This window comes from Planococcus sp. TJ-301, from assembly GCF_058268475.1.
Genome location: NZ_JBZDOH010000001.1, coordinates 1657940 through 1680782, shown reverse-complemented (window position 1 = coordinate 1680782; position 22843 = coordinate 1657940). Strand labels below are relative to the sequence as shown.

The window sequence follows — 22843 nt, the reverse complement described above, 5'->3', positions numbered from 1 at the left end:
AGAAGGAGAGAAGAAAGAAAATTGCGACAGAGGAGTGGAGAAATGGACAAGAAAACGAAAGTCGGCGCCGATAGCAAAGACGAACAGTTGGAACAATTCCGCAGTGATGACGCCGGAAAAGACATGACCACTAACCAAGGACTCAAAGTCTCGGAAGATGAATTTTCACTGAAAGCAGGAGAACGAGGGCCTACGCTGATGGAGGATTTCCATTTCCGCGAAAAAATGACGCATTTCGACCATGAGCGGATTCCTGAGCGTGTCGTCCATGCCAGAGGCTATGCTGCGCATGGCGTTTTCGAAGCATATGATTCATTGGAACATTTGACGAAAGCCAAATTTCTGTCTGAGAAAGGCAAGAAGACACCTGTTTTCGTGCGTTTCTCCACTGTGGCAGGCTCTAAAGGCTCCGCTGAAACCGTGCGGGATGTCAGGGGGTTTGCAACAAAGTTCTATACGGAGGAAGGAAATTACGACTTGGTCGGCAACAATATGCCTGTGTTCTTTATCCAGGATGCCATTAAGTTCCCGGACTTTGTCCATGCCGTGAAACCGGAACCGCATAACGAAATGCCTCAGGCAGCGAGTGCCCATGATACATTATGGGATTTCGTGGCGCATAATCAGGAAACGGCCCATGCCATTATGTGGCTGATGTCTGACCGCGCTTTGCCGCGCAGTTTCCGGATGATGGATGGTTTCGGCGTCCACGCGTTCCGCTTTGTCAACGCCGAAGGAAAATCCCATTTTGTGAAATTCAACTGGAAATCGACGCTCGGCGTGCATTCACTCGTATGGGACGAAGCACAGAAGATTTCAGGCAAAGACCCTGACTTCAACCGCCGAGATTTATATGAAGCAATCGAGAACGGAGATTTTCCTGAATTTGAATTAGGGGTTCAAATCATTCCAGAAGAAGATGAACATAAATTCGACTTTGATTTGCTGGATGCAACCAAGCTTTGGCCGCAAGAAGAAATCCCGATTCAAATTGTCGGCAAGATGACATTGAACCGCAACGTCGACAACGTTTTCGCAGAAACTGAGCAAGTAGCATTCCATGCAGGGCATGTTGTGCCTGGAATCGACTTTTCCAATGATCCGCTGCTGCAAGGGCGCTTGTTCTCCTATACAGACACGCAATTGATTCGCCTCGGCGGACCTAATTTCCACGAACTGCCGATCAACCGGCCGGTATGCCCATTCCACAATAACCAGCGCGATGGCTACGGGCGCCAAACAATTAACCGCGGGCAAGTGTCGTACCATAAAAATGGCTTGGCAAATAATAGTCCAGCGCCAGCGAGTCCCGCGGATGGCGGATTCGAACATTACCAGGAGAAAATGGAAGGGCGTAAAGTGCGTGCGCGCAGCGAAAGCTTCAAAGACCATTTCTCGCAGGCGACGATGTTCTGGAACAGCATGTCCGCGCCTGAAAAAGAGCATATCATCGAAGCGTTCAGCTTCGAACTCGGAAAATGCAAAGAAAAAGTCGTACGCCAAAATGCGGTCGATATGTTTGCGAATGTAGATCTTGAAATGGCTAAGACGGTAGCGAAAAAAGTCGGAGCTGTGGCGCCGCAAAGCGGCAATACAGCTGTTGGCAAAACTTCTCCTGCGCTGAGCCAGGAAAACACCATCAAAACGCCCGCAACGCGCAAGGTCGGGGTTTTGCTGGGAGACGGCTTTGAGGATAAAGAAGTGTCGAAAGTCTTTGAGGCATTGAAAGCTAAAGGGATTCAAGTGGAAATTATCAGTGAGATGCTGGGGATGGCTAAAGGGAAGAATGGCGGCGAATTTGAAGTTGACCATACGTTTACGACGGCAGACCCTGTGCTATATGACGCAATCTATGCAGTCGGCAGTGCATCGGTGAGCCGGAAGTTCGCTAAAGAAGCGGCGCGCTATGTTGGTGAAGCCTTCGACCATTACAAACCAATCGGAGCGACTCATGATGGCATGAAATGGATTGAAGCGGCCCATATGCAAGGGCAGCCGGGCGTGATAACCGGATCGGCGGATGGCAGTTTTCCAACTGATTTTATCGCCGCAATTACCAAGCACCGCCACTGGGAACGGAAAGTAGAGTGAGTTTTCGCATTATAATCCATTAGTCCTTAAATCGCAATAAAATGTTTCAGTGTTTTCAAGGCGGGTATTTCAAAACTAGTAAGATTTTTCGCAATACAAAAATTTTTGTAAACATAAAACAATTGGAGGAATAGAAAAATGGCCAACAATAAATTTATGGGAACTTTCGACAATGAGTCAGAGGTATTAAGAAAAATCGAAGAGTTAAGAGAGCAAGGTATTTCCGAAGATCATATGTACGTCATGGCGCATGATAAAGAACAGCTATCCATGGTAAGAGGGCGGACAGACGTGGATTATAAATCTGCTGAAGGCGGCTGGATGGATAAATTCATGGGCTTCCTTTCCGGTAATGAGCCGGTGCGTGAAGCATTCTCGGGCATGGGCGTAGACGATCAGGAAGCAGACCGCTATTACCAGGACGTGCAAAACGGCAAGATTTTATTGTTTGTTGATCAGGAAATCGGTTCGGATTACGACTCAAAAGATAGTGATATCGATCGGAATGTATACGGCGATCCGGGGAACAATACTACAGGTGCGGCAGGCTATGTCGGCGCAACCGGTGGAACTGCCGGCTACGGCGACTCAGGAATGGTGGCGCGTGACGGATTGACTGTGGATACAAACGAATCGAACGACGTTAACTACCACCGGGAAAAAGGCGAGCGCGGCATGACAGATGACGATGATTTGGCCGCTTCAGAACGACAAAACACTAATGAAACTGCAGGAGTCGGCGAAGACAGAGGCACAGGATTTGGTTTAGGGCCAGGCGTTTCAGTAGATGGCGATACTAGTAAAGACCGTGATGCAGACCGCTTTGACACAACAAATGGAATGGAGCGTGACACATTGAATAAAGACAATGAACGATACACAGATACAGATCGCACAGCTTCTAACTTCTCAGGCAATAACACAGATGCAGCAGGGACGGAAGAAGAGCGCCTGCGCCTTCACGAAGAACGTTTGCATGTGAACAAAGACCGTGTACAGACTGGCGAAGTGAACGTTGGGAAACGCACAGTGGAAAACGAACAATCGATTGATGTGCCGGTAGAACGCGAAGAGATTTATGTTGAACGGCGCCCGGTAAATGAAGAAGTCGATGGCGCTACAGCAGATGCCTACCAAGAAGGCGATAACATTCACATTCCATTGACAGAAGAACGCGTCAACGTTTCGAAAACGAATGTGGTCAGTGAAGAAATCGTAGTCGGCAAAAAGAAAGTCCAAGACACGGAAACAATTCGTGAAACTGTCCGTAAAGAAGAAGCTGACATTGACGAAGACGCTTCTTTCACTAATAAAAACAAAAAAGATACAACGTTGTCAGATCTTGATGACGATGATTTAGAAGGTAATCGCAAAAAACATTTTTAAGCAATGAATGCAAAGCGAGGCGGGGGAATCCCCGCCTTTTTGTATGCGATAATGTATACTGGAAGAAAGTCGGGAGGGATTTTGGATGGACGGCAAAAAAAGAAGTGACGTAAAACCGGGGCTGGAAGTCAACGTGATTTTAAAACAAGACCAGCGAAGCGGTAAAAAAACACAAGGCATCGTCAAAGATTTATTGACCAATTCCGCGACGCACCCTCATGGCATCAAGGTGAGGCTGGAAGATGGGCAAGTGGGCCGGGTCTGTGAAATTATCAGTCCGAAATAAATCGCATAAGGCAATGCTTGCCGGATTGCGGTAAAGGGCTCATTCCCATGAGTCCTTTTTTATGTTAGAAAATTATTCGCAACCGGACCGCAAGTTTTCTCTGCATCTTAAAAAACAACAAATAAATATCGCGCAGCCATGGTAAAATAGAAGGAATGATAGTGCGAAGGAGTATCTGCCGTATGAGCAATTTTTTTGAACGCAAACAACAACAGCTCGGCGTCGAGCTGAACAAAATACAGCGCAAAGCAGTGGAGCGGACTGAAGGCCCCTTGCTTCTCCTGGCATGCCCTGGATCCGGCAAGACCACGACGATGATCATGCGCATCGGCTACTTGATCGAAGAAAAAAAGGTGGCGGCGCAGCGCATTAAAGCGATCACATTCAGCAAAGCGTCAGCTGTCGATATGCAGGAACGCTATAAACGGCTTTTCCCTACGCTTGCACCTGTGGATTTTTCGACAATCCATAGCCTGGCTTTCCAAATTACCCGGGAGTATTTGTCGGAACTGCGCTATGTCATGATTGAAGGCAGCGAAAGCAACGGACTCCATAAAAAACGGCTGCTGCGGGAAATGTTTGAGACCGAAGTCGGGGAACCTATAACAGAAGACCAATTGGACGAATTGACCTCATTCATCAGTTTTGTGAAGAACAAGATGACGCCGCGCAGCGAGTGGAAAAAACTGAAGGCCCCTTTTGAAGGCGCCATTGAAATACTGAAGACCTATGAAGCGTTCAAAGAAAACTATGATGTTAGGTTAGTGGACTTTGACGATATGTTGTCGCTCGCGAACGAGGCGTTGGAAAAAGACAAAGCGCTATTGAAAAAATACCAGCAGCGCTGGGATTACGTGATGACCGATGAAAGCCAGGACACATCGATGATCCAGCATGCCATCGTGGAAAAGCTGGTGGCGCGCCACCAAAATCTGTGCGTCGTCGCTGATGACGATCAGTCGATTTATACGTGGCGCGCGGCAGAGCCCACTTATTTATTGAAATTCAAAACGGTTTATCCGGACGCTTACGTCATGAAAATGGAGCGCAATTATCGGTCCACGAAAAATATTGTCGACGCCGCGAATTTATTCATCAAGACGAATAAAAAGCGCCACGATAAAAACATGTTCACCAAACAGCCGGATGGCCAGCCAATCGTAATCAAACGGCTGGTTTCAGAAGATGCACAATTCAAATACCTGATGAAGGAATTGAAGGAGCTGGACAATTTCGGAGAAGTGGCGATTTTGTACCGCAATAATTCGTCTTCCACCTTGTTGATGAGCGAGCTCGACCGGATGGGCATCCCGTTCTATATGAAAGACGGGGACAACCGGTTCTTCTCCCATTGGATTGTCGAGGACATGCTGAATTTTATGCGTTTCAGCTTAAAGCTGGAGCGCATCGACATCTATTCAAAAGTCGCTTCAAAAACCAATGCCTACTGGTCAGGAAGCCAGCTGAAGTTCATGAGCAAGATGAAGCCATCAGAAATCAATGCCTTTGACGAAATCAACCGCCACATAACATTGAAAGATTACCAAATCCGGATATTGGGCGAGCAGAAGAAATGGTTCGAAGCATTGAAAGGCATGCAGCCGCTGAAAGTCATCCGCACCATCAGGGCAGATCTGGGCTATGACCAGATGCTTGCGAGCCGCGCGGAGAAATTCGGGATGCGGCTGCAATACCTGGAGCAGATCCTGGTAACACTGGAGCAGATTGCTGCGCCGCTTAGCAGCATGATGGAGTTTGCGAAGCGCCTGAAGGAATTGGAGCAGGTGACACAGGCAGCCAAAGCCGAAAAAACTGATGACATGCTGACCCTTTCGACATTCCACAGTTCCAAAGGGTTGGAATTCGACAGAGTGTATATGATCGACCTAGTGGAAGGCATCATTCCGACAGAAGAAGACACAGAGCAGCCGGATCTTCTTGAAGAGGCGCGGCGCCTGTTTTATGTCGGGATGACTCGCGCTAGAAAGCATCTTGAATTGATCAGCTATGATAGCGAATCCCGTTTTGTCGATGAAGTGCGGGATGTGGCGATTGCAGGAAAACCAGCCCTTAAGAAGGCTCCTGCAAAAGTACAGCCGCCGGTCAAAGTGAAAGTGCCCGACAATCCGAATGCCGTAAAAGATGGCGGCGAACTTGTGGCGGGAGCGACTGTACGGCACCGTGTGTTCGGAGCTGGTGAAATCATCGAACGTGATCATGAACGCCTGGTCATCCAATTTGCCAAAGAACGGAAAGAGCTGTTAATCGATATTTGCCTGAGCTACAAGCTGCTTGAAGTTATCGGGTAATTACCAGGCCCAGAGAAGAGATCAGAGAACGCGGGGAACTGAAAAATGAAGATTAGAGATTGGAATAGGAATTTGAAAGTTCGCCTCGTCGGCGAATTTTTCATGAATACAAGTTACTGGATGGTCTTCCCATTCCTCGCCATTTACTTTGCGGAAGAATTCGGGAAAAACACGGCGGGCTTGCTGCTTGTCGTGTCGCAAGTTTTTTCAGTAGCCGCTAATTTAGTCGGCGGCTATTGCGCAGACAGGTTCGGCCGGCGCACAATGCTTGTCGTAGCCTCGATCGGACAAGGTTTTGCGTTTTTGCTGTTCGCTTATGCCAATTCGCCTTGGCTCGAATCACCAATGCTCGGTTTTATCGCCTTTACGATAGCGGGCATGGGCGGTTCACTGTACTGGCCAGCGAGCCAGGCGATGATTGCGGATGTCATTCCGGAGAAATATAGAAGTGACGTCTTTGCCATTTTCTATACTACGTTGAATATCGCGGTAGTTGTTGGGCCGCTGTTCGGAGCCGTGCTGTTCTTCTCGTACCGTTTCGAATTACTGTTGATCGTGGCGGTCATCTCGATGATCCTCGGTACCGTCTTAAGGCTTTATACCAATGAAACCTTGCCGCAAAGCGTCATAGACAAATGGCAGCGCGAAGAATCAGTCGGTGTTCTTGGAGCAGTGGCGAAGCAAGTGAAGGAATACGGCGTCATTTTCAAAGACAAACTCTTCCTGTTATTCGTCATTGCCGGTATTCTAGGCGCGCAGACATTCATGCAGCTGGATTTGCTGATTCCCGTCTTCTTAAAGGAAACAATTGACGAACAGACTGTAGCTGCATTTATGGGGCGTGAACTGACAGTAACGGGTGAAACGTCATTCGGTGTCCTGTTATCCGAGAACGGCTTGCTGGTTGCGTTATTTACAGTCATCATTACCAGATGGATGACCAGGTTCCGGGAGAAATGGGTTTTCTTCATGTCAGCGATTTTGTACGGCGTCTCGATGCTTATTTTCCCGATTACTTCTTGGTTCTGGATGTTCGTGTTAGCGATGGCGATCTTCACTTTTGCGGAGTTGATGGTTGTCGGCGTTCAGCAGAGCTTTATCTCAAAGCTGGCGCCTGAAGAAATGCGCGGCCAGTATTTTGCAGCAGCGAGTCTAAGGTACACGATAGGGCGCATGATTGCACCACTGTCGATCCCGATGACTGCTTGGTTCGGCTTCGGCTGGACGTTTACCATTTTGGCACTCCTGGCATTCGCAAGCGGCGTTATCTATTACTGGATGTTCCAGCTATTTGAAAAACAGCCTTCCCATTTATAAGGGAAGGCTGTTTTTTATGAGTCATTTTAACTTTATGAGTCTTTTTTAACCATACGCAAGAGCATGTGGGCCAGCATGTGCTGTTCTTCTTTTGAACCGACTTTCCATAGTTCCTGTAGCACGTATTCTTCACGGTTTTTAGGTTCTTCATTTTTCGCTAAATAGCCTGCGACTTTTTCCGTAATTTGAGCAAGGCGTTCTTCGCTCAATCCCATTTTTTCGCCAAGTTCCACTTTTGAGCCTAAATAATTTTTGAAGTTCTCAAAATTGGCTAGAATTTCTTCTTTCTTTTCGTCATCAAAATGCTTCAACTTCTCGTCTACTTTTTTATCTACATTTTCCAATTTTTACACGCTCCTTTTTTTTTTCATTGCACTTCTTGTTTACCTCAACTGGCAGAACTTAAACGTCTGAATAATGAAAAAAAGAAGGGGATGGACCGTTTAATATAGAACTCATAGGGTAAGGAGTTAAATAGCACGGATTTTAAGGAGGATGAGGGTTATATGACATTATACGATGAAATTCAGGAGTTGAAAGCGTTCCGTTGCGAAGATCGCTGTGTACTGAGTATCTATCTAAATACCAATCCTGCAGATTCAGAAGCCCAGAACGGTGCTTGGAAAATCCATTTAAAAAACGGCTTGAAAAAGCTTGATGAATACCTTTCCGCTTCACGCGATGAAAAAGAAATAAATTCTTATAGAGAATTGAAGAAAAAAGTCGAACGGGAAATTACCGACCACCAAAGCGAGCTTTTAAAAGGGGTCGTCATTTTCGCTTCTCCCCATGAAAATTTATGGTGGGTGCGCTATGTTCAAATTCCGGTCAAAAACAATTTCCATTGGGAAGAAACGCCGCAATTGGATCAGCTAAGATATATGTACAAAGCCTATCCATATGCAGGAGTCGTCATGCCGAGCCTAAAAGGAATCCGGGTATTAGATACCTCAATGGGAATCATCAATGAGGAATTCTTCTATGAATTCGATTCAGGCCTTGAAGTCTGGGCGGAACAAAAAGGCGTCCGCAGTTCTGGGCGTGTTTCAGGCGTCGGTGCAACTGGAGGCGGTGCTTCGGGTGGCAGTACGCCGGTAAGCGGAGGCGGCAGTCCGGTTGATGAACTGGACCATCGCTTAAAAGAAAATCTTGACCGTTTCTATAAAGATATGGGCGGCAAGATTGAAAAACTGAAAAAAGAGCGCCGATGGGAAGAAGTGCATATTGTCGGAGATGCCGAGCATGCCAAATCTTTTGCGAAATCGCTCCAAGACAAGCCGAAAAGCTGTGTCTACAAAAATCTAATGAATAACGATCCAGGAAAAATTCTGCATGAAGTATTCGAAGTCTAATCTAAAGCTCCGGCACATTGTGCTCCGGAGCTTTTAATTTGGCTGAGGGCAGTATGTGCAGGCTCCGAATTCAGGGAGTTCCTTATAAAGGCAGCACGTTTTGCGGAGCGGGCCCGAAACGGCGCGCCCCAGCGGAACATCACCCAGCAGCTTGTTCAGATAAGACGTCTTGATAGGCTGCCAATTCGACGGTTCGAGCAGCCATTCCATGTCTTCTGCGGCTTTTCTGGGATTTGAGCGTTCAATTCCGGCATAAAGCCAGATGATGGATCCCAGGACGTTCTCCCATAAGATGATGGGCGAAATTTTAGCATGTTGGCGAAACTCCTGGATCAGAGAATCGACTTGTTCGACAAGCACGTAATGCATCGCTTCATATCGTTGGTGAGGCTGGATTTGCGTATAGGAAAGGGAAGAGGCATGCGTCTTCAACAAGTGCAAGCCGTAATTAAAGCTGCGATCGAATTTCAATTCCTTCCAGGAACAAGCGAAATAAGCATTCTGATGCGCCAGTAGATTGAACTGGGCAGAGATGAAAAGTGCATATTGGCGGAAGAAATAGGAAATTGCCACTCCGTCGTTGTCTGTTTTGGCCCATTCTTTCAATTCCTTGATTAAAATTGGGAATTCGGCCGATAGCGCTTGCTGCGGTTCGCGGTCGATTGAGACCGATTGGGCGGCGAGTGTGTATTTTAGCTGTTGCGGAAAAGCCATCTAGCGTCACCCCTTTTTTTATATGCTACGGGATGGCGGAAGGATTTGCAAAACAGAAAGGCGAAAGAATAAAAGGCGCTTCTAAAGTTATGGAGAAGCTGGAGGAGGAAATGGAATGGTATTCAACATTAAAAAAATAGATCATGTTCAGGTAGCTGCGCCTAAAGGCTGCGAGGAAGAAGCCCGTAACTTTTATAGCGGAATTTTGGGAATGAAGGAATTGGAAAAGCCAAAACCGTTGCAAGAAAGAGGCGGGGCTTGGTTTGAATTTCCTGGCTTTCAGCTACATGTTGGGGTCGAAGAACCTTTCGAACCGGCAAAAAAAGCACATCCTGCGTTTGTCGTAGAAGGGTTTGATGAATTGAAAGCCCATCTGATGGAAAAGGGTATAGCGGTAAAGGATGACAAAAGCATTCCCGGAAGTACCCGATTTTTTGCAGCGGACCCGTTCGGCAACCGCCTGGAATTCCTGAAACAAGCGATGGCTTCACAGTAAATAGAAAAAGCATGTCCTTCACCTGTAAAAGGCGAAAGGACATGCTTTTATCCATTTTCAGCGGGTTGCGGAAATAGTTTAAGAACTTTTAAACAGTCTGCAATGCTACAGCAGGGCCGAAGAATTCAAAATGAATCTGATCTTCTTTCATGCCAAGCGCGCGCAGTTCCTGAATCATGGCTTCCATGAATGGTACAGGCCCGCAAACGTAGGCTTCGCCTGAAATATCGACGTATTCCGCAAGAAGCTCACGTGTGATGTAACCGGAAGGTTCATCAGAGTAAAGCGTTTTATAAGTGGCGTTATCCATCGACTCTGTGTATTTCCGGATGTCCTGGTCGAATGCATGGAATGATTCATTGCGTGCAGCGTGCAAGAAGACGGTCGGGCGTTCCGGAGTCATTGTTGCAACAGTTTCGAACATGCTCATCATCGGTGTGATGCCAACGCCGCCGCTGACAAATGCCACCGGAGATTTTTTCTCAGTATCGAGGACGAATTCGCCTGCTGGCGCGCTGACTTCTAGGCGGTCGCCGATATTCACTTCTTCATGAAGGTACACGGAAACGCGGCCATTTGGATCGTTATCCGCTTCGCGTTTAACGGAAATGCGGAACTCGTCTTCTTTAGCAGCCTGTGACAAGCTGTATTGGCGGATCATTGTGTATTTTTCACCTGGAATCGACATGCGCACTGAAATATATTGGCCTGGGTGATAGGTAGGAACATTCGAACCTTCAGCCGGTTTCAAATAGAACGAAGTGATATTGCCGCTTTCTTTCTCTTTCCGTGCGACGATAAAGTCTTTAAAAAATTTCCAACCATTCTCCTGGTTTTCTACTTTTTCATACATATCTTTTTCAACGCCGATGAATGCGTCAGCAATGACGCCATATGCTTCTCCCCAGGCATTGATGATGTCGTCAGTCGCGGCATCGCCTAATACTTCTTTGATCGCTTTTAATAGATACTCGCCGACAATCGGATAATGTTCAGGTTTTATGCCAAGGCTAACGTGTTTATTGGCGATTTGAACCACTGCTGGAAGAATGGCTTCTAAATTATCGATATGCACCGCTGCCGCGTATACAGTATTTGCTAAAGCGGCCTGCTGACGCCCTTTTGCTTGGTTTGCATGGTTGAAGATATTCAAAAGTTCCGGGTGTGCTTCGAACATATTTTTGTAAAAGACCGTTGTGATCGCTGTGCCGTGTTCCTCTAAAACAGGTACTGTCGCTTTGATAATTGATCTTGTCTCTAGGGATAACATTGTCAATCGCTCCTTTTGTTTTCTATATCTTGACTATATACCCCTTTGCGAATTAAAGATATATTTAAAATACATCTTTAAAATTTCAAGACATTTGATTTCACAAAAAAGTCACACAAAAAGCCTGTGAAAACACAGACCGTTTTATGTAGACTTATGAATGATTCGCCAATCCGGATTTCTTTTCCACCAATCCCTTAATGGGTATAATAGAGAGGCAGGGAAGGTGAAAAGATGAGACTGACGATGTATACTGATTACTCGTTGCGTGTGTTGCTGTATTTAGGGTCGAAACAAGATGTGAAATTATCCACCATACAGGAAATTTCCGATGCTTATAATATATCGAAAAATCATTTGATGAAAGTGACGTTCGAACTCGGCAAAGCCGGCTTTATCCATACTGTACGTGGCCGCGGCGGCGGAATCCGATTAGCGGATTTGCCGCAGAACATTAATGTGGGGGCAGTCGTCCGCAGGATGGAAGATGACTTCCATTTGGTCGAATGTTTTGACCCCGAGCATAACCGCTGCCCAATTACGCCGGTATGCGGTCTGAGGGGCGTTCTTGGGAAAGCGCTGCACGCCTATCTGGCGGTTCTAGATGAATACACATTGGAAGATCTGTTGTTCAACCGTGAAGGACTGCGCCAGATTTTGAAAACATAAAAACGGCTCGATTATTCGAGCCGTTTTTGTGTTTTACAAGTCGATTGACTGCGGCTCTTCACCTTTTTTATTGATCAGGCGAACGCGTGTCGGCTTAATCGCCAGTATCAGCAGGTTTGGATCATCCGGACCTGTAAACCAGCCTTTTAGATGGTCGTTCCAAACTTTATCAATCATGCTGGCATCGTCGTGCATGCCTATCTGCCCTTCGATTTCCAAGAAAGCATCCCCGACGCCTTCGCCTTCGTAACCAAGAAGGATATGGGCATTCGGATTATTTTCCAATTCATCGACCTTCTGTGTCTTTTTGCTGGTTGGAGTATATAAAGTGAATTCATCATTAAAGAATGTCATATAGCGTGAATGAGGTTTATTGTCCTTCACCGTCGACAGGACGCCGACGCGGCTTGCATCCAAAATATCGAGTGATTGCTTTTTTAGCTCAGATTGATTCATTTTTTCCACTCCTTTGATTTAATGTGATATTCCTGTTATTCCTGTTTAATCCAATGCTAAACATAAAAAGCCCGCAGAGCGCGGGCTTAATGGATAGTTTCGACTGATTTTGGTGTGCGGTTGAATGCGCTTGGCAGTATCATGCCAACCAAAATGACACCAATTCCGAGCACTTGGAGAAGAGTCAGCGTCTCGCTTAAAATCAGTACGGATACGATAATAGCCACTGGCAATTCCATGGCGCTTAAAATGGAAGCTAAGCCGGAACCGGTATGTGGGACCGCAACGGAAAAGAAGTAGATTGGCATGATAATGCCGAAAAATCCTAAAAGTAAACCGTAAATCCATAAGCCTTCAGAAAAGAGTTGTCCATTCCAGACAATTTCCGGCGTCTGGAACATTCCGACGACGATTGCCGCAAACAGCGAAACATAGAAAAGTCGCGCGGAGGTATCCATGCCTTCCACCTTTTTGCCGTTGACAAACATGAACGCCGAGAAGCAGAAGGCTGCGCCGATTCCCCATGCCCATCCTTGCCATGCGATTCCGCTAAGGTCAGTATCGATGACCCCGGCTGCGAGCAGTGTTCCCCCGAATAATAAAACAAGGGAAAGGGTCTCAGCACGTTTCAACCGTCTTCGTTTTACAATGCAATCCAGAAACATGCCAATCCATGTGAATTGGAAAAGCAGGACAACTGCAAGGGATGCAGGCAGGTATTCCAGCGATTGGCCATAGACCATTCCTGTCGCCGCTGTGCAAGAACCGGATAACACAAGTATTTTCCATCCGCGAAGGCGTGGGAATTTGCGTTGTGTAACTGCAAATAAAAGGGCTGCTAAAAAGAAGCCCACAAAATATTGGCTGGTAACTGCTTCGGCTGCTGTAAAACCATTCTGCATCGCCACTTTAATAATTGTGGAAAGAACGCCATAACAACTTGCCGCAACAACTACCATGACCGGGTAAATCCAGTTTTTCATGATAAGCCACTCCTGTTCATCAGAATATCATATCATAAAAAAACAGCCCGGCGTCAGCCGAACTGTTCTTCAGAAAAGTGGGTTTATTCTGCCCTTTATCCGGGGAATTTTTCTTCGCTGGATGAGTTATTCTTTGTAGAGCGAGGATTTCCTTCATCTTCCATATCTTGCTTTAAATCTTCAAGCGGAATGGAATCCACCGTTTCTTCTTCTTTGAACATTTCATGCATTGTTTTCTTGTCAGTCTTGACTTGTTCCGGGTTATCCATCGGCGCGCCTGTACGATTTTCACGTTCTTCTTCAAAAGATTTTTTATCTGGCAAAGAAAGCACCTCTTCCTATTAATGTGTTATCTCTTTATTCCTTTAATCAGCCAATTTAAAACATATCCATTATAAATGCCACATTTATGATGAAAGTGAGTGGCTTAAGGTGCAAGCTTTAACGTTTGTTTAACAATATGATAAAATAAAATGAAGTACGAGAGGAGTTTTCAAATGGCTACACTTTCTTCAATAAAGGTTGGAGGCTTGAGCTTTGAATGGAATCTGGAAGAAGGCAGGTTTTTGTTCGAAGGTCAGGATTCGGTCCTTTTTTGGACTTCCACCGCTTTAAAAACATTTTTTGATACGATTGAAGAGATTGCAGGTGAAGATTCGTCCAATATCGTGATGGAAACGACCGGATTCCGCCAAGGGTTGTTGGTGGGACAATACTTTTCGAAGATGAAAAACGTTACGATTTCCGATGCAGCTGCACTCATTACAAATACATACGCCTCTGCTGGATGGGGGTTGGCTGAAATCAGCGAGTTGGACGAACAGCAGAAAACGTTGAAAGTGAGTTTGAAAAACAGCTGGGAGCATAAGATGAACGTGGCGCAAGGGAAAAAATCCGGCGGTTGCTTTCTGCCGGCGCATTATGCCGGAATTTTCACCGAATTATTCGGGGAGAACATCTGGTACCGGGTGCTGCACCACCAGATAGAGGGCTTTAGTGAAACGCTTGTTGAATATTACTCTTCCGATGAAAACATTGACAAAAATATCCATCGATTGGCGCGCAAAAAAGAAGCGGAAGAAATTCAGCGCCTGGAACTTCAAGTAGAAGAGAAGACTGCTGAACTCAATGCCCTTATCAAGGAAATTTCATCGCCAATCATTCCAGTGCTCGATGGCATTGTCGTCGTGCCGCTGCTTGGAACATACGACGAAGCACGCGCAGAAGAACTGCTCGTGAAAACATTGCAGAACCTGCCAAGATATAAAGCGAAATACCTTGTACTGGATTTGACAGGGCTGAATGCAGAATTCACGTATCAGGCGGCAAGCTTGATCGACAAATTGGGCACTACAGCCTCGTTGATTGGCAGCCAAGCCATCCTGGTCGGAATATCCCCTCAAATGGGCATGATTATTACGGAAACCGGTTTGAATTTATCGAAATTCCAATGCTTCCAAACTTTGCAGCACGGCATCCATTACGCATTAGCGCAGAACGGAAGAAGTATTATATAAAAACGAAAGCTTAAATGTTTATCTAGTCCGGAAGGCTCTTAAATCGCATCTAGACAAAAAAAAGCGCCCGTGGGCGCTTTTTAATTTGAAGACAAAAGAAAAGATTTGCCCTCCGAGTCTAGAAATGAAAACACGAGTATATTATATTGATATTTTTAAAATAAGTTGTATCCCCTTGTAAGAAACGTTTATAATAAATTCGGTCTAATAAATAGTTAAGGGTGTAAATATATGAATCAGCAAGGTCAAATTTTTGATATCCATGTACTGAGAGCAGTAGGTTGTTTAATGGTGGTACTCGTTCATGTTTCAGCGCTATATTATGTTCAAAGTGGAAGCTGGGAAGACGTAATCCTGTTTATTAATCAATCAAGTCGATTCGGGACCCCTGTTTTTGCTATAGTAAGCGGGCTTTTATTATTTTTGCAGGTAAAAAAAAGAGGGTTTTTCTTTAAAAAATTTTTCAGATCACGAATAAATAAAATCGTCATCCCATTCATATTCTGGACCGCATTTTATGTAGTTTATATCTGGCTGGTTTTTGGTGCGAATCCCTTTAATGGCGGAATTGAACGCTTTATCTTTAAAGCGGCATTTGGAGAAACCTATTCTCATCTTTATTTCATTTCAATTGTTTTGCAATTTTATTTGATTTTTCCATTGCTGCAGTTTATTAAAAGCAGAGGTGCTTGGTTTGGCTTATTAGCCATATCAGCTTTGGTTCATATCTATTCCATGAAATATATGGCAGCTGGACAGTTTGAAGGGTTTTTTGGCTTAATAACTGAACAACGCGCGTTTTTGCCAAAGTGGTTATTCTTTTTCATTTTTGGCGGATTTCTTGCATATCATTGGGAGATTGCAAAAGAATGGACTTATAAAATGAGAGTTCCACTATTTATTGCAGTATTATTAGTTTTTTACTTCGCAGCAGTTGAATATGAGTGGGGCGGTTACATTGGATCTAATCGTATAACTAATATCGTTAATTTGCCTGTTATCGTTATGTTTGTAATGGCGATTTCTGAAAAAGTTGCTCGAAACCCTTTACTCTTTTCCGTAACATCAAGACTTGGAGCTATGTCGATGGGAATCTATCTTATACATCCCTTTGTTATACATATGTTACAACGAAACCTACCCTCAGATGTATGGACTCTTTCTCTATTTCCAATTTGGTTTGCAGTGGTGATGTTTATCACGATTGGCATTATTTTATTGATTCAAAAATTGCCATTTGGACATATCATTTTAACAGTTCCTTCTATAGTTAATAAGGCACCTGCTAAAGAAAGCAAAAAAGAAGTTTTAACGAGAAACCTTATTTAAGGTTTAGAGGGTAATACCTTCATAAAATTAAAAGCCATTTTCATTTTGTATCGGCTGTCACTAATTTTTTTTACGATATGTGGTAACCTCCTCAAAAGCATCAGTTTCTTTTGTTATACAAAAAAAACTTGCAGCCTTAGGGTGGAAATCGACCCTAATTCTACAAGCTTTAAGCGCCCGTGGGCGCTTTTTTATTTTGCCGATTGAACGATTTCAATAATGACTTGTGTTGCTTTTTCCATGTTTTCGGCTGAAATGAATTCGTATTTTCCGTGGTAGTTTTCGCCGCCTGTGAAAACATTCGGTGTCGGCAATCCCATATACGATAATTGCGAGCCATCCGTGCCGCCGCGTACTGGAACGATATTCGGCGTAATGCCTAATTTCTTCATCGCTGCTTCTGCGGCATCAACGATTTCCATCGACGGTTCGATTTTTTCGCGCATATTATAATACTGGTCTTCAAGCTCCAACGTGATTGCATCCGCACCGAATTGTTCTTGTAGCTTCGCTGCGACAGCTTTCATATGTTCTTTCTTCGCTTCAAACTTTTCTTTATCGAAATCGCGGATGATATAGGAAAGCACCGTTTTTTCAACATCGCCCTTGAAACTATTCAGGTGGATAAACCCTTCATAGCCTTCTGTCCGTTCAGGCACTTCATTTTTTGGCATTTCTTCCTGGAACAGAATCGCAACTGTCTGAGCGTTGACCATCTTGTCTTTCGCAGATCCAGGATGGACGCTTTTCCCTTGCACGGTTAATTTTCCGCTTGCTGCATTGAAGCTTTCATACTGCAATTCACCAAGCGGTCCGCCGTCCATCGTGTACGCGTAATCCGCTCCAAAGCGGGCGACATCGAATTTATGCGGGCCACGGCCGATTTCTTCGTCCGGAGTGAACGCCACACGGATTTTTCCATGCTCTAGTTCAGGATGCTGCACCAAATATTCCATCGCTGTCATGATTTCAGCGACGCCCGCTTTATTGTCAGCGCCTAGCAATGTCGTGCCGTCAGTTGTAATCAAAGTATGGCCAACGTAGTTTTTCAGGTCCGGGAAGTCAGCGACTGTCATTGCCACTGTGCCGCTCAGCTGAATATCGTTGCCATCGTAATTTTCGATGCGCTGGGGATTGACGTTTTTGCCGGTGAAATCAGTTGCCGTGTCGACATGCGCCAGGAAACCGAGGACTGGCAGCTGCTTATCGGTATTTGCAGGCAATGTACCAAAAAGGTAGCCATGATCGTCCATGCCTACTTCTAGAAGTCCGATGTGGTTCATCTCATTTTCCAGTTCACGCAGTAAATCCCATTGGCCGGGAGTCGACGGCGTTTCGTTGTTTTCAAAATCGGATTGCGTATCGATTTTTGCATAGCGCACAAGGCGCTCGATCAAAGTTTCAATCATCAAATGTTCCCCCTAAATATGTAATGCTTTAATTTTAGCACGATAAGAGAGAATTTTGGGAATACGGTATGGGAATTTGGAAATACGCTCTTTTGCTGCCGAAATACGCTTCTAGACAATAAAAAAAGACAGCGTCTCTGCTGTCTTACATTTCATGCGATTAATTTTTTGCTGTTAATGCCTGGGCATGCGCTTGTTTGATTTCTGCTAAGAGAGGAGCGTCAGTCAACAACCGGTATCCGGTGTTCGCCAGCGCTTTGGCACCGCGGATCAAAGCTTCATTGCCCAAATCTGATTTTGCAGCTTCCCGGAACTCTGGCGTGTGTCCAACAAGGTCATCAGGACCGATTTTGATATAAGGATGCGCAGTCGGGACGACATGGCTGATGTTGCCGGCATCCGTGGAACCGAGTCCGTAATTGCGCGACTCCGCTACTTGTTCGCCTACTGCTTCCAATTCGCCGCGCACAATCGAATCCAATAGGGGAGTAGGGACAAGATCTTTGACTTCGTTTTGGAAGCGGACGATTTTCACACTGGCTCCTGTAGCAAGTGCGGCGCCTTCAGCGATTGCGCGGATTTTCTCCGCGGTATCCGCAGTTTTTTTCCATGAATCGCCTCGAATGTAAAATCGAGCAGCAGCGTATTCCGGAATGATGTTCGGTGCATCGCCGCCGTGAGTAATGATACCGTGGACGCGTGCGTCGGACGGCAATTGCTGGCGCAACGCGTTGATGCTGTTGAAAAGCTGCAGCACGGCATCAAGTGCGTTAATGCCTTTTTCAGGAGAACCGGCAGCGTGTGCCGGTTTGCCATAGAAATGGAATTCCAATGGGTCCACTGCCAGCGAGTTGCCGGTCAGCGCCGTTTTGCCCGAAGGATGGATCATCAGCGCGGCATCGATGCCTTCGAGCAGCCCGTGTTTCACGAAGCTGCCTTTTGCGCTGCCGTGGGGTCCGCCTTCTTCAGCTGGTGTGCCAAGCACTACGATACGGCCGCCAGTCCAAGCGAGTGTCTCGGACAAGGCAATTGCAGCGGCAACGCTTGTCGTGCCGATAATATTATGGCCGCACGCATGGCCAAGGCCGGGCAATGCATCGTACTCCGCAAGAAAAGCGATGGCTGGGCCGGGAACATCACCGCCGAAGCTCGCATAAAAGGCGGTTTCGTGGCCGGCAACGCCAGTTTCGACGGTGAAGCCGGCGTTTTCAAGCAAGGCCACTAAGGTCTTGCTGGCGAAAAACTCTTCGTTTCCGATTTCAGGTTTGGCATGTATCGCTTGGCTGGCTCCGATGTACGCCGCCTGCTTGGAGTCGATCGACTGGGAAATAGCCTGGACGGTTTCTTTGGCAATGGTCATTGGAATTCCTCCTCAAGAATTATTTATAATCGACAAGTTCTTCAACAGAAACGAATGTCGGGATTTGAGCCCCTTTTGTATGCTCGATGATGAATTCTTTCGTGTCTTCCTGTTGGTAAAGCTCAACGATTTTCAGGAAGTCCGGATCTTCTGCATTTTCTTCACTCGCTGCAATCAAGTTGATGTATGGTGTTGCTGTTTCACTTTCACGGGCAATCGGGTCTTCAGTAGGGTTCAAGCCGGCATCTACTGCAATGCCGTTATTGATGATTGAAGCGGCAACGTCACCCATTGCACGTGGTGTTTGGCCAGAAATCATCGGTACAATTTCAAGTTTTTTCGGGTTATCCGTAATGTCATCAGCTGTTCCTGTCAAACCGGCATCATCCGCAAGTTCGATCAAGCCTGCTTCTTCAAGGAGCAGCAAGGCGCGGCCCATGTTCGTCGCTTCGTTCGGTACGGCGATTTGTGAACCTTCAGGCAGTTCTTCGATCGACTTGTGTTTTTCAGAGTAAAGGCCCATTGGCGCAATGACAGTCGAGCCGATCGGAACGATATCCAGTTTATGTTCTGCGACAAATTCATCGAAATAAGAAATCGTTTGGAATGCGTTCAAATCAAGTTCACCTTCTGCTAAGGCAATGTTCGGTGCAACGTAATCAGAGAACGTGACGATTTCAAGTTCGATTCCTTCTGCTTCGGCTTTTTCAGCAATGTGGTCCCAAATCGTCGTGTCAGAGCCGCTGATGCCTAGTGTGACTTTTCTGTTGCCGTCAGCGCCTTCTTCGTCGTTGCCGCAAGCTGCCAGCAGCAATGCGAGTATCGTTATCAATAAAAAAGCTGTAATTTTTTTCATGTGGGTTTCCTCCAATAATGGTTTAAGTTGTCGTTCGTTTTTATCTTCTTCTGACTTGCTTGGATAATAGGTTGCCAGCGGATTGGACGCCTTGCACCAGGACGACTAGAATCGCTACTGTGATGACCATGACCATTGTGTCGAAACGCTGGTAGCCGTAAGTGATGGCGAGATCTCCGAGTCCGCCGCCTCCGATGGCGCCTGCCATGGCAGAAGCGCCGATCAAGCCGACAATAGCAATTGTCAGGGCGAGCACCAGTGAACTCAATGCTTCCGGTATCAAAAAGCGGAAAATAATCTGGGCAGGAGAGGCACCCATGGCTTGCGCGGCTTCAATGACGCCTTTATCAACTTCGAGCAGCGAGTTCTCAATCAAACGGGCGATATATGGGCCGGCGTAAAAGACCAGCGGGACAATCGCTGCCGCCGTACCGATCGACGTGCCGACAATCAGCCTCGTTAGCGGGATGATGGCGACCATTAAGATGATGAACGGCACAGAACGGAAAATATTGATGACGATGTTCAGTACTTTTGATACGGGTTCATTGGCCAGCAAATGGTCTTTACGGGTGACGACTAGCAATATGCCGAGCGGGAAGCCGATTAACAGGGAGAAGAAGAATGATGCACTGGTCATATAAACGGTCTCCCACAGTGCTTCCAAAATTTGTTCGTTATCAATTAGCATAATGCTTCACCTCCTCAACCTTGACGCTGCCGCTGCGGATTGTCGCGAGCGCTTTTTGTATCTCTGCAGCAGGGCCGGTAAATTCAACAATCAGATTGCCATACGGCTCGCCTTGCAATTCAGTAATGTTGCCGAATAAAACATTCAAATCTAAATTGAAATCACGTGAAATGCGGGACATCAGCGGCTGTCCGACTGACGAGCCGGTGAATTGAACGCGGTAAATGGAATGGCTTCGTGCCGGATCCGCCAGCTGTGCCAGTAACGACGGCGGCAGCTCATCGTTCATGACCGAGCGCACGAAGCGCTGGGTGGTCGGTTGCTGCGGATTGGTGAAGACATCAAATACTGTTCCTTTTTCGATGATTTTGCCGGCTTCCAGGACTGCGACTTTGTCGCAGATTTCACGGATGACGCCCATTTCATGTGTGATGAGCAAAATCGTGATGTTGTATTCCTGGTTGATGCGGCGCAGCAGTTCAAGAATAGATTGCGTGGTCTGCGGGTCCAGAGCGGAAGTCGCTTCGTCGCATAACAGCACGGAAGGATTAGTGGCAAGCGCCCGGGCGATTCCGATGCGCTGTTTCTGGCCACCCGATAATTGATCCGGATACTTCTCCGCTTGGTCAGCCAAGCCGACGAACTCCAGCAAGTTTTTGACTTGTTCCTTAATTTTATCCTTCGGTGTGTTGGCCAGCAGCAGTGGCATAGCGACGTTATGGTAGACCGTTTTGGAATTCAGCAGATTGAAATGCTGGAAAATCATACCGATGTCTTTTCGCGTTTTACGGATTTCACTGCCTGACAAGGCCAGGATATCTTTTCCGTGAATCAGCACTCGCCCGGTAGTCGGGCGTTCCAATAGATTGACTGTGCGGATCAGTGAACTTTTCCCAGCGCCGCTGAAGCCGATGACTCCGTATATTTCTCCGGTCTCAATCGTCAAATCAATGCCATTCAAAGCGTGGATTTCCTGTTTTCCGGATTGGTAGGTTTTTGTGACCTCCTCGAATTGAATCATGTAAAAGCGCCTCCTCAAGCTGAGTGTATCTATGCAAATCTCTTCGGTACAGATCAATCTTTCCAAAAGTGAACGATAAAAAGCCCTCTTTTTTTCTTAATCCATAAGAAAAAAAGAGGGCTTCGGCATGAAACCATCTCGTTCTCATCTTCCAAATGCACGGATGCATTTGCAGGAATTAGCACAGTTTTCGCATGAAGCGAATCCGCTGCCGAAACGTCATAGGGCCTGTCCCTCGGTTTCTCTGGATAAGAAAGTGATGTACGTATTCGATTTGTAATGCTTACTTTAAAGGGGACTGTTGTAAAAGTCAACTAAAACTCCAAAAAATTTTTTGGACTTATTTCTGCCAGCCTATGTTAAGCAGAACCGGCGGATTTTTTGCGCAGCACTTCAGAAACCTTTTTTTCGGTGCCTTCCCGAACGCGCGCAATATTTTCAAGATGCTTCCAGATCGCCATTGCAAACAGCAGAATTGCAAAGGCTGGTGGCCAAAATCCTTCAGCTGGAAAAATCGCGATAGCTAAAAGCATGAGGTAAAGGACCAGCACGCCAGCGATGAGATAGTCGGTGGCGAGTGAAACGGCAACCAATAATAGGAGGGCGGCAATTCCAAATTTCCAATCCAGTGCCAGCATGACGCCAATAAGCGGTGCTGTTCCTTTGCCGCCGTTGAACTTCATATAGACGGGAAAGTTGTGGCCACAAACGACGCCCGCGCCAACGGTGAACAGCAAGGTCCAGACTGTTCCATCCGAAAGCGCCGATGCGTCGAGCAGCAGCCGAAATCCGGCCACTGCAGCAAATCCTTTAATAATGTCGAAGGCGGCGACGAGTGCGCCGAATTTCCAGCCAAGCACAATTGCGGCGTTCGACGCTCCGGAGTTTTTAAGGCCTTCTTTATTGATGTTGACGCCCGTCAACAGCTGAGGGATGAGCGAGCCATGCAAAGAACCAATAATATAACCTGATATGAGTGCGGAAATTGTCCAAAATAACATCTGTATTCTCCTCCTTCCCTTCATTTTAACGCAACCGATGCTGGAAGGTTTCGAAATTATTTGAATTTTATTCTTGACATTGCTGGCCTTTCTTTTTATACTTCACAACAAGATGGAAAACTAAATCTGAATACTCTTATCAAGAGAGGCGGAGGGAATAGGCCCTGTGATGCCCAGCAACCAACAAGCGCAGCTTGGAAAGGTGCTAAATCCTACAGATCCGGTACGACGGGATCTGGCAGATGAGAGGAGGTATACCCGTATTTGACGGCCCTCTTCTTAATCGAAGAGGGCTTTTTCTGTTCCCTCCTCAACCTTGGTTTCCATCCA

Annotated in this window: 22 protein-coding genes and 2 riboswitches; of the genes, 10 read left to right on the top strand and 12 right to left on the bottom strand. The window is 46.2% G+C overall.

The genetic code is table 11. The annotated features are described in order from the left end of the window. The first annotated feature begins 42 nt into the window (after nt 1–42). The 5 genes from AC4EHJ_RS08260 to AC4EHJ_RS08240 all read left to right on the top strand — a co-directional run bounded on the left by AC4EHJ_RS08260 (nt 43) and on the right by AC4EHJ_RS08240 (nt 7389). Complete coding sequence (locus AC4EHJ_RS08260; RefSeq protein WP_490975083.1) at nt 43–2091, top strand: catalase; 2049 nt, start codon at nt 43–45, stop codon at nt 2089–2091. Nucleotides 2092–2229: 138 nt separating this feature from the next. Further along, nucleotides 2230–3477 carry a DUF2382 domain-containing protein gene (locus tag AC4EHJ_RS08255; protein WP_490975082.1) on the top strand — a complete coding sequence of 416 codons (1248 nt, stop codon included), beginning with the start codon at nt 2230–2232 and terminating at the stop codon, nt 3475–3477. Between the two features lie 85 nt (nt 3478–3562). Beyond that, a complete protein-coding gene (locus AC4EHJ_RS08250) occupies nt 3563–3763 on the top strand; it encodes a YwbE family protein (RefSeq protein ID WP_490975081.1) in 201 nt (66 codons plus the stop codon). Between the two features lie 182 nt (nt 3764–3945). Continuing rightward, a complete protein-coding gene (locus AC4EHJ_RS08245; protein WP_490975080.1) occupies nt 3946–6072 on the top strand; it encodes an ATP-dependent helicase in 2127 nt (708 codons plus the stop codon). Nucleotides 6073–6117: 45 nt separating this feature from the next. Beyond that, nucleotides 6118–7389, top strand: a complete 1272-nt coding sequence (locus AC4EHJ_RS08240; protein ID WP_490975079.1) for an MDR family MFS transporter — start codon at nt 6118–6120, stop codon at nt 7387–7389. A gap of 32 nt (nt 7390–7421) precedes the next feature. On the opposite strand, the gene AC4EHJ_RS08235 is transcribed toward AC4EHJ_RS08240, so the two are convergent. Further along, a complete protein-coding gene (locus tag AC4EHJ_RS08235) occupies nt 7422–7733 on the bottom strand; it encodes a DUF3243 domain-containing protein (protein ID WP_490975078.1) in 312 nt (103 codons plus the stop codon). Nucleotides 7734–7895: 162 nt separating this feature from the next. Here AC4EHJ_RS08235 and AC4EHJ_RS08230 point away from each other — a divergent pair, with 162 nt between their 5' ends. Next, nucleotides 7896–8741 (top strand): VLRF1 family aeRF1-type release factor, encoded by an 846-nt coding sequence (locus tag AC4EHJ_RS08230; protein ID WP_490975077.1) that lies wholly within the window; start codon nt 7896–7898, stop codon nt 8739–8741. 33 nt (nt 8742–8774) lie between these two features. On the opposite strand, the gene AC4EHJ_RS08225 is transcribed toward AC4EHJ_RS08230, so the two are convergent. Beyond that, on the bottom strand, nt 8775–9455 hold the full coding sequence (locus AC4EHJ_RS08225; protein WP_490975076.1) for an IucA/IucC family C-terminal-domain containing protein: 681 nt from the start codon (nt 9453–9455) through the stop codon (nt 8775–8777). 115 nt (nt 9456–9570) lie between these two features. Here AC4EHJ_RS08225 and AC4EHJ_RS08220 point away from each other — a divergent pair, with 115 nt between their 5' ends. Next, complete coding sequence (locus tag AC4EHJ_RS08220; RefSeq protein WP_490975075.1) at nt 9571–9951, top strand: VOC family protein; 381 nt, start codon at nt 9571–9573, stop codon at nt 9949–9951. A gap of 88 nt (nt 9952–10039) precedes the next feature. Here AC4EHJ_RS08220 and hmpA read toward each other — a convergent pair whose 3' ends face one another. Next, on the bottom strand, nt 10040–11221 hold the full coding sequence (hmpA, locus tag AC4EHJ_RS08215; protein ID WP_490975074.1) for an NO-inducible flavohemoprotein: 1182 nt from the start codon (nt 11219–11221) through the stop codon (nt 10040–10042). Between the two features lie 234 nt (nt 11222–11455). Between hmpA and AC4EHJ_RS08210 the strand changes: the two genes are divergently transcribed. Continuing rightward, entirely contained in the window at nt 11456–11890 is a 435-nt protein-coding gene (locus tag AC4EHJ_RS08210; RefSeq protein ID WP_490975073.1) for an RrF2 family transcriptional regulator, read from the top strand. A gap of 33 nt (nt 11891–11923) precedes the next feature. Here the strand turns inward: AC4EHJ_RS08210 and AC4EHJ_RS08205 are convergent, their stop codons facing one another. From AC4EHJ_RS08205 to AC4EHJ_RS08195, 3 genes are all read right to left on the bottom strand, one after another. Further along, nucleotides 11924–12346: a pyridoxamine 5'-phosphate oxidase family protein gene (locus tag AC4EHJ_RS08205; protein WP_490975072.1), complete on the bottom strand. Its 423-nt coding sequence runs from the start codon at nt 12344–12346 to the stop codon at nt 11924–11926. A gap of 86 nt (nt 12347–12432) precedes the next feature. Beyond that, the gene (locus AC4EHJ_RS08200; protein ID WP_490975071.1) at nt 12433–13329 is read right to left on the bottom strand and encodes an EamA family transporter; all 897 of its coding nucleotides are present in this window, start codon (nt 13327–13329) and stop codon (nt 12433–12435) included. A 95-nt stretch (nt 13330–13424) separates the two neighbouring features. Continuing rightward, the gene (locus AC4EHJ_RS08195) at nt 13425–13652 is read right to left on the bottom strand and encodes a YczO family protein (protein WP_490975070.1); all 228 of its coding nucleotides are present in this window, start codon (nt 13650–13652) and stop codon (nt 13425–13427) included. A 174-nt stretch (nt 13653–13826) separates the two neighbouring features. Between AC4EHJ_RS08195 and AC4EHJ_RS08190 the strand changes: the two genes are divergently transcribed. After that, nucleotides 13827–14846 carry an STAS domain-containing protein gene (locus AC4EHJ_RS08190; RefSeq protein ID WP_490975069.1) on the top strand — a complete coding sequence of 340 codons (1020 nt, stop codon included), beginning with the start codon at nt 13827–13829 and terminating at the stop codon, nt 14844–14846. A 231-nt stretch (nt 14847–15077) separates the two neighbouring features. Then, complete coding sequence (locus AC4EHJ_RS08185) at nt 15078–16175, top strand: acyltransferase (protein WP_490975068.1); 1098 nt, start codon at nt 15078–15080, stop codon at nt 16173–16175. A gap of 191 nt (nt 16176–16366) precedes the next feature. Here AC4EHJ_RS08185 and pepT read toward each other — a convergent pair whose 3' ends face one another. The 6 genes from pepT to AC4EHJ_RS08155 all read right to left on the bottom strand — a co-directional run bounded on the left by pepT (nt 16367) and on the right by AC4EHJ_RS08155 (nt 22513). After that, nucleotides 16367–17584 carry a peptidase T gene (gene pepT / locus AC4EHJ_RS08180; RefSeq protein ID WP_490975067.1) on the bottom strand — a complete coding sequence of 406 codons (1218 nt, stop codon included), beginning with the start codon at nt 17582–17584 and terminating at the stop codon, nt 16367–16369. Between the two features lie 160 nt (nt 17585–17744). Then, a complete protein-coding gene (locus tag AC4EHJ_RS08175; protein ID WP_490975066.1) occupies nt 17745–18944 on the bottom strand; it encodes a M20 family metallopeptidase in 1200 nt (399 codons plus the stop codon). Nucleotides 18945–18963: 19 nt separating this feature from the next. After that, nucleotides 18964–19800: a MetQ/NlpA family ABC transporter substrate-binding protein gene (locus AC4EHJ_RS08170; RefSeq protein ID WP_490975065.1), complete on the bottom strand. Its 837-nt coding sequence runs from the start codon at nt 19798–19800 to the stop codon at nt 18964–18966. 40 nt (nt 19801–19840) lie between these two features. After that, the gene (locus AC4EHJ_RS08165; RefSeq protein WP_490975064.1) at nt 19841–20491 is read right to left on the bottom strand and encodes a methionine ABC transporter permease; all 651 of its coding nucleotides are present in this window, start codon (nt 20489–20491) and stop codon (nt 19841–19843) included. Further along, a complete protein-coding gene (locus AC4EHJ_RS08160) occupies nt 20481–21512 on the bottom strand; it encodes a methionine ABC transporter ATP-binding protein (RefSeq protein WP_490975063.1) in 1032 nt (343 codons plus the stop codon). Before AC4EHJ_RS08160 ends, AC4EHJ_RS08165 begins: the two co-directional genes overlap by 11 nt. Before the next feature lie 141 nt (nt 21513–21653). Next, a riboswitch (SAM riboswitch) is annotated at nt 21654–21767 on the bottom strand. A gap of 104 nt (nt 21768–21871) precedes the next feature. After that, nucleotides 21872–22513, bottom strand: coding sequence for a glycerol-3-phosphate acyltransferase (locus AC4EHJ_RS08155; protein WP_490975062.1), 642 nt, complete (start codon nt 22511–22513; stop codon nt 21872–21874). A gap of 133 nt (nt 22514–22646) precedes the next feature. Then, a riboswitch (SAM riboswitch) is annotated at nt 22647–22762 on the top strand. Nucleotides 22763–22843 lie beyond the last annotated feature (81 nt).

What these genes read in the sequence shown, in the direction of transcription:
- AC4EHJ_RS08255 (WP_490975082.1), top strand. Translation starts at nt 2,230, where the DNA reads ATGGCCAACAATAAATTTATGGGAACTTTCGACAATGAGTCAGAGGTA.
- AC4EHJ_RS08175 (WP_490975066.1), bottom strand. Translation starts at nt 18,944, where the DNA reads ATGACCATTGCCAAAGAAACCGTCCAGGCTATTTCCCAGTCGATCGAC.
- AC4EHJ_RS08260 (WP_490975083.1), top strand. Translation starts at nt 43, where the DNA reads ATGGACAAGAAAACGAAAGTCGGCGCCGATAGCAAAGACGAACAGTTG.
- AC4EHJ_RS08190 (WP_490975069.1), top strand. Translation starts at nt 13,827, where the DNA reads ATGGCTACACTTTCTTCAATAAAGGTTGGAGGCTTGAGCTTTGAATGG.
- hmpA (WP_490975074.1), bottom strand. Translation starts at nt 11,221, where the DNA reads ATGTTATCCCTAGAGACAAGATCAATTATCAAAGCGACAGTACCTGTT.
- AC4EHJ_RS08205 (WP_490975072.1), bottom strand. Translation starts at nt 12,346, where the DNA reads ATGAATCAATCTGAGCTAAAAAAGCAATCACTCGATATTTTGGATGCA.
- AC4EHJ_RS08245 (WP_490975080.1), top strand. Translation starts at nt 3,946, where the DNA reads ATGAGCAATTTTTTTGAACGCAAACAACAACAGCTCGGCGTCGAGCTG.
- AC4EHJ_RS08225 (WP_490975076.1), bottom strand. Translation starts at nt 9,455, where the DNA reads ATGGCTTTTCCGCAACAGCTAAAATACACACTCGCCGCCCAATCGGTC.
- pepT (WP_490975067.1), bottom strand. Translation starts at nt 17,584, where the DNA reads ATGATTGAAACTTTGATCGAGCGCCTTGTGCGCTATGCAAAAATCGAT.
- AC4EHJ_RS08220 (WP_490975075.1), top strand. Translation starts at nt 9,571, where the DNA reads ATGGTATTCAACATTAAAAAAATAGATCATGTTCAGGTAGCTGCGCCT.
- AC4EHJ_RS08160 (WP_490975063.1), bottom strand. Translation starts at nt 21,512, where the DNA reads ATGATTCAATTCGAGGAGGTCACAAAAACCTACCAATCCGGAAAACAG.
- AC4EHJ_RS08165 (WP_490975064.1), bottom strand. Translation starts at nt 20,491, where the DNA reads ATGCTAATTGATAACGAACAAATTTTGGAAGCACTGTGGGAGACCGTT.
- AC4EHJ_RS08210 (WP_490975073.1), top strand. Translation starts at nt 11,456, where the DNA reads ATGAGACTGACGATGTATACTGATTACTCGTTGCGTGTGTTGCTGTAT.
- AC4EHJ_RS08240 (WP_490975079.1), top strand. Translation starts at nt 6,118, where the DNA reads ATGAAGATTAGAGATTGGAATAGGAATTTGAAAGTTCGCCTCGTCGGC.
- AC4EHJ_RS08200 (WP_490975071.1), bottom strand. Translation starts at nt 13,329, where the DNA reads ATGAAAAACTGGATTTACCCGGTCATGGTAGTTGTTGCGGCAAGTTGT.
- AC4EHJ_RS08250 (WP_490975081.1), top strand. Translation starts at nt 3,563, where the DNA reads ATGGACGGCAAAAAAAGAAGTGACGTAAAACCGGGGCTGGAAGTCAAC.
- AC4EHJ_RS08230 (WP_490975077.1), top strand. Translation starts at nt 7,896, where the DNA reads ATGACATTATACGATGAAATTCAGGAGTTGAAAGCGTTCCGTTGCGAA.
- AC4EHJ_RS08170 (WP_490975065.1), bottom strand. Translation starts at nt 19,800, where the DNA reads ATGAAAAAAATTACAGCTTTTTTATTGATAACGATACTCGCATTGCTG.
- AC4EHJ_RS08155 (WP_490975062.1), bottom strand. Translation starts at nt 22,513, where the DNA reads ATGTTATTTTGGACAATTTCCGCACTCATATCAGGTTATATTATTGGT.
- AC4EHJ_RS08185 (WP_490975068.1), top strand. Translation starts at nt 15,078, where the DNA reads ATGAATCAGCAAGGTCAAATTTTTGATATCCATGTACTGAGAGCAGTA.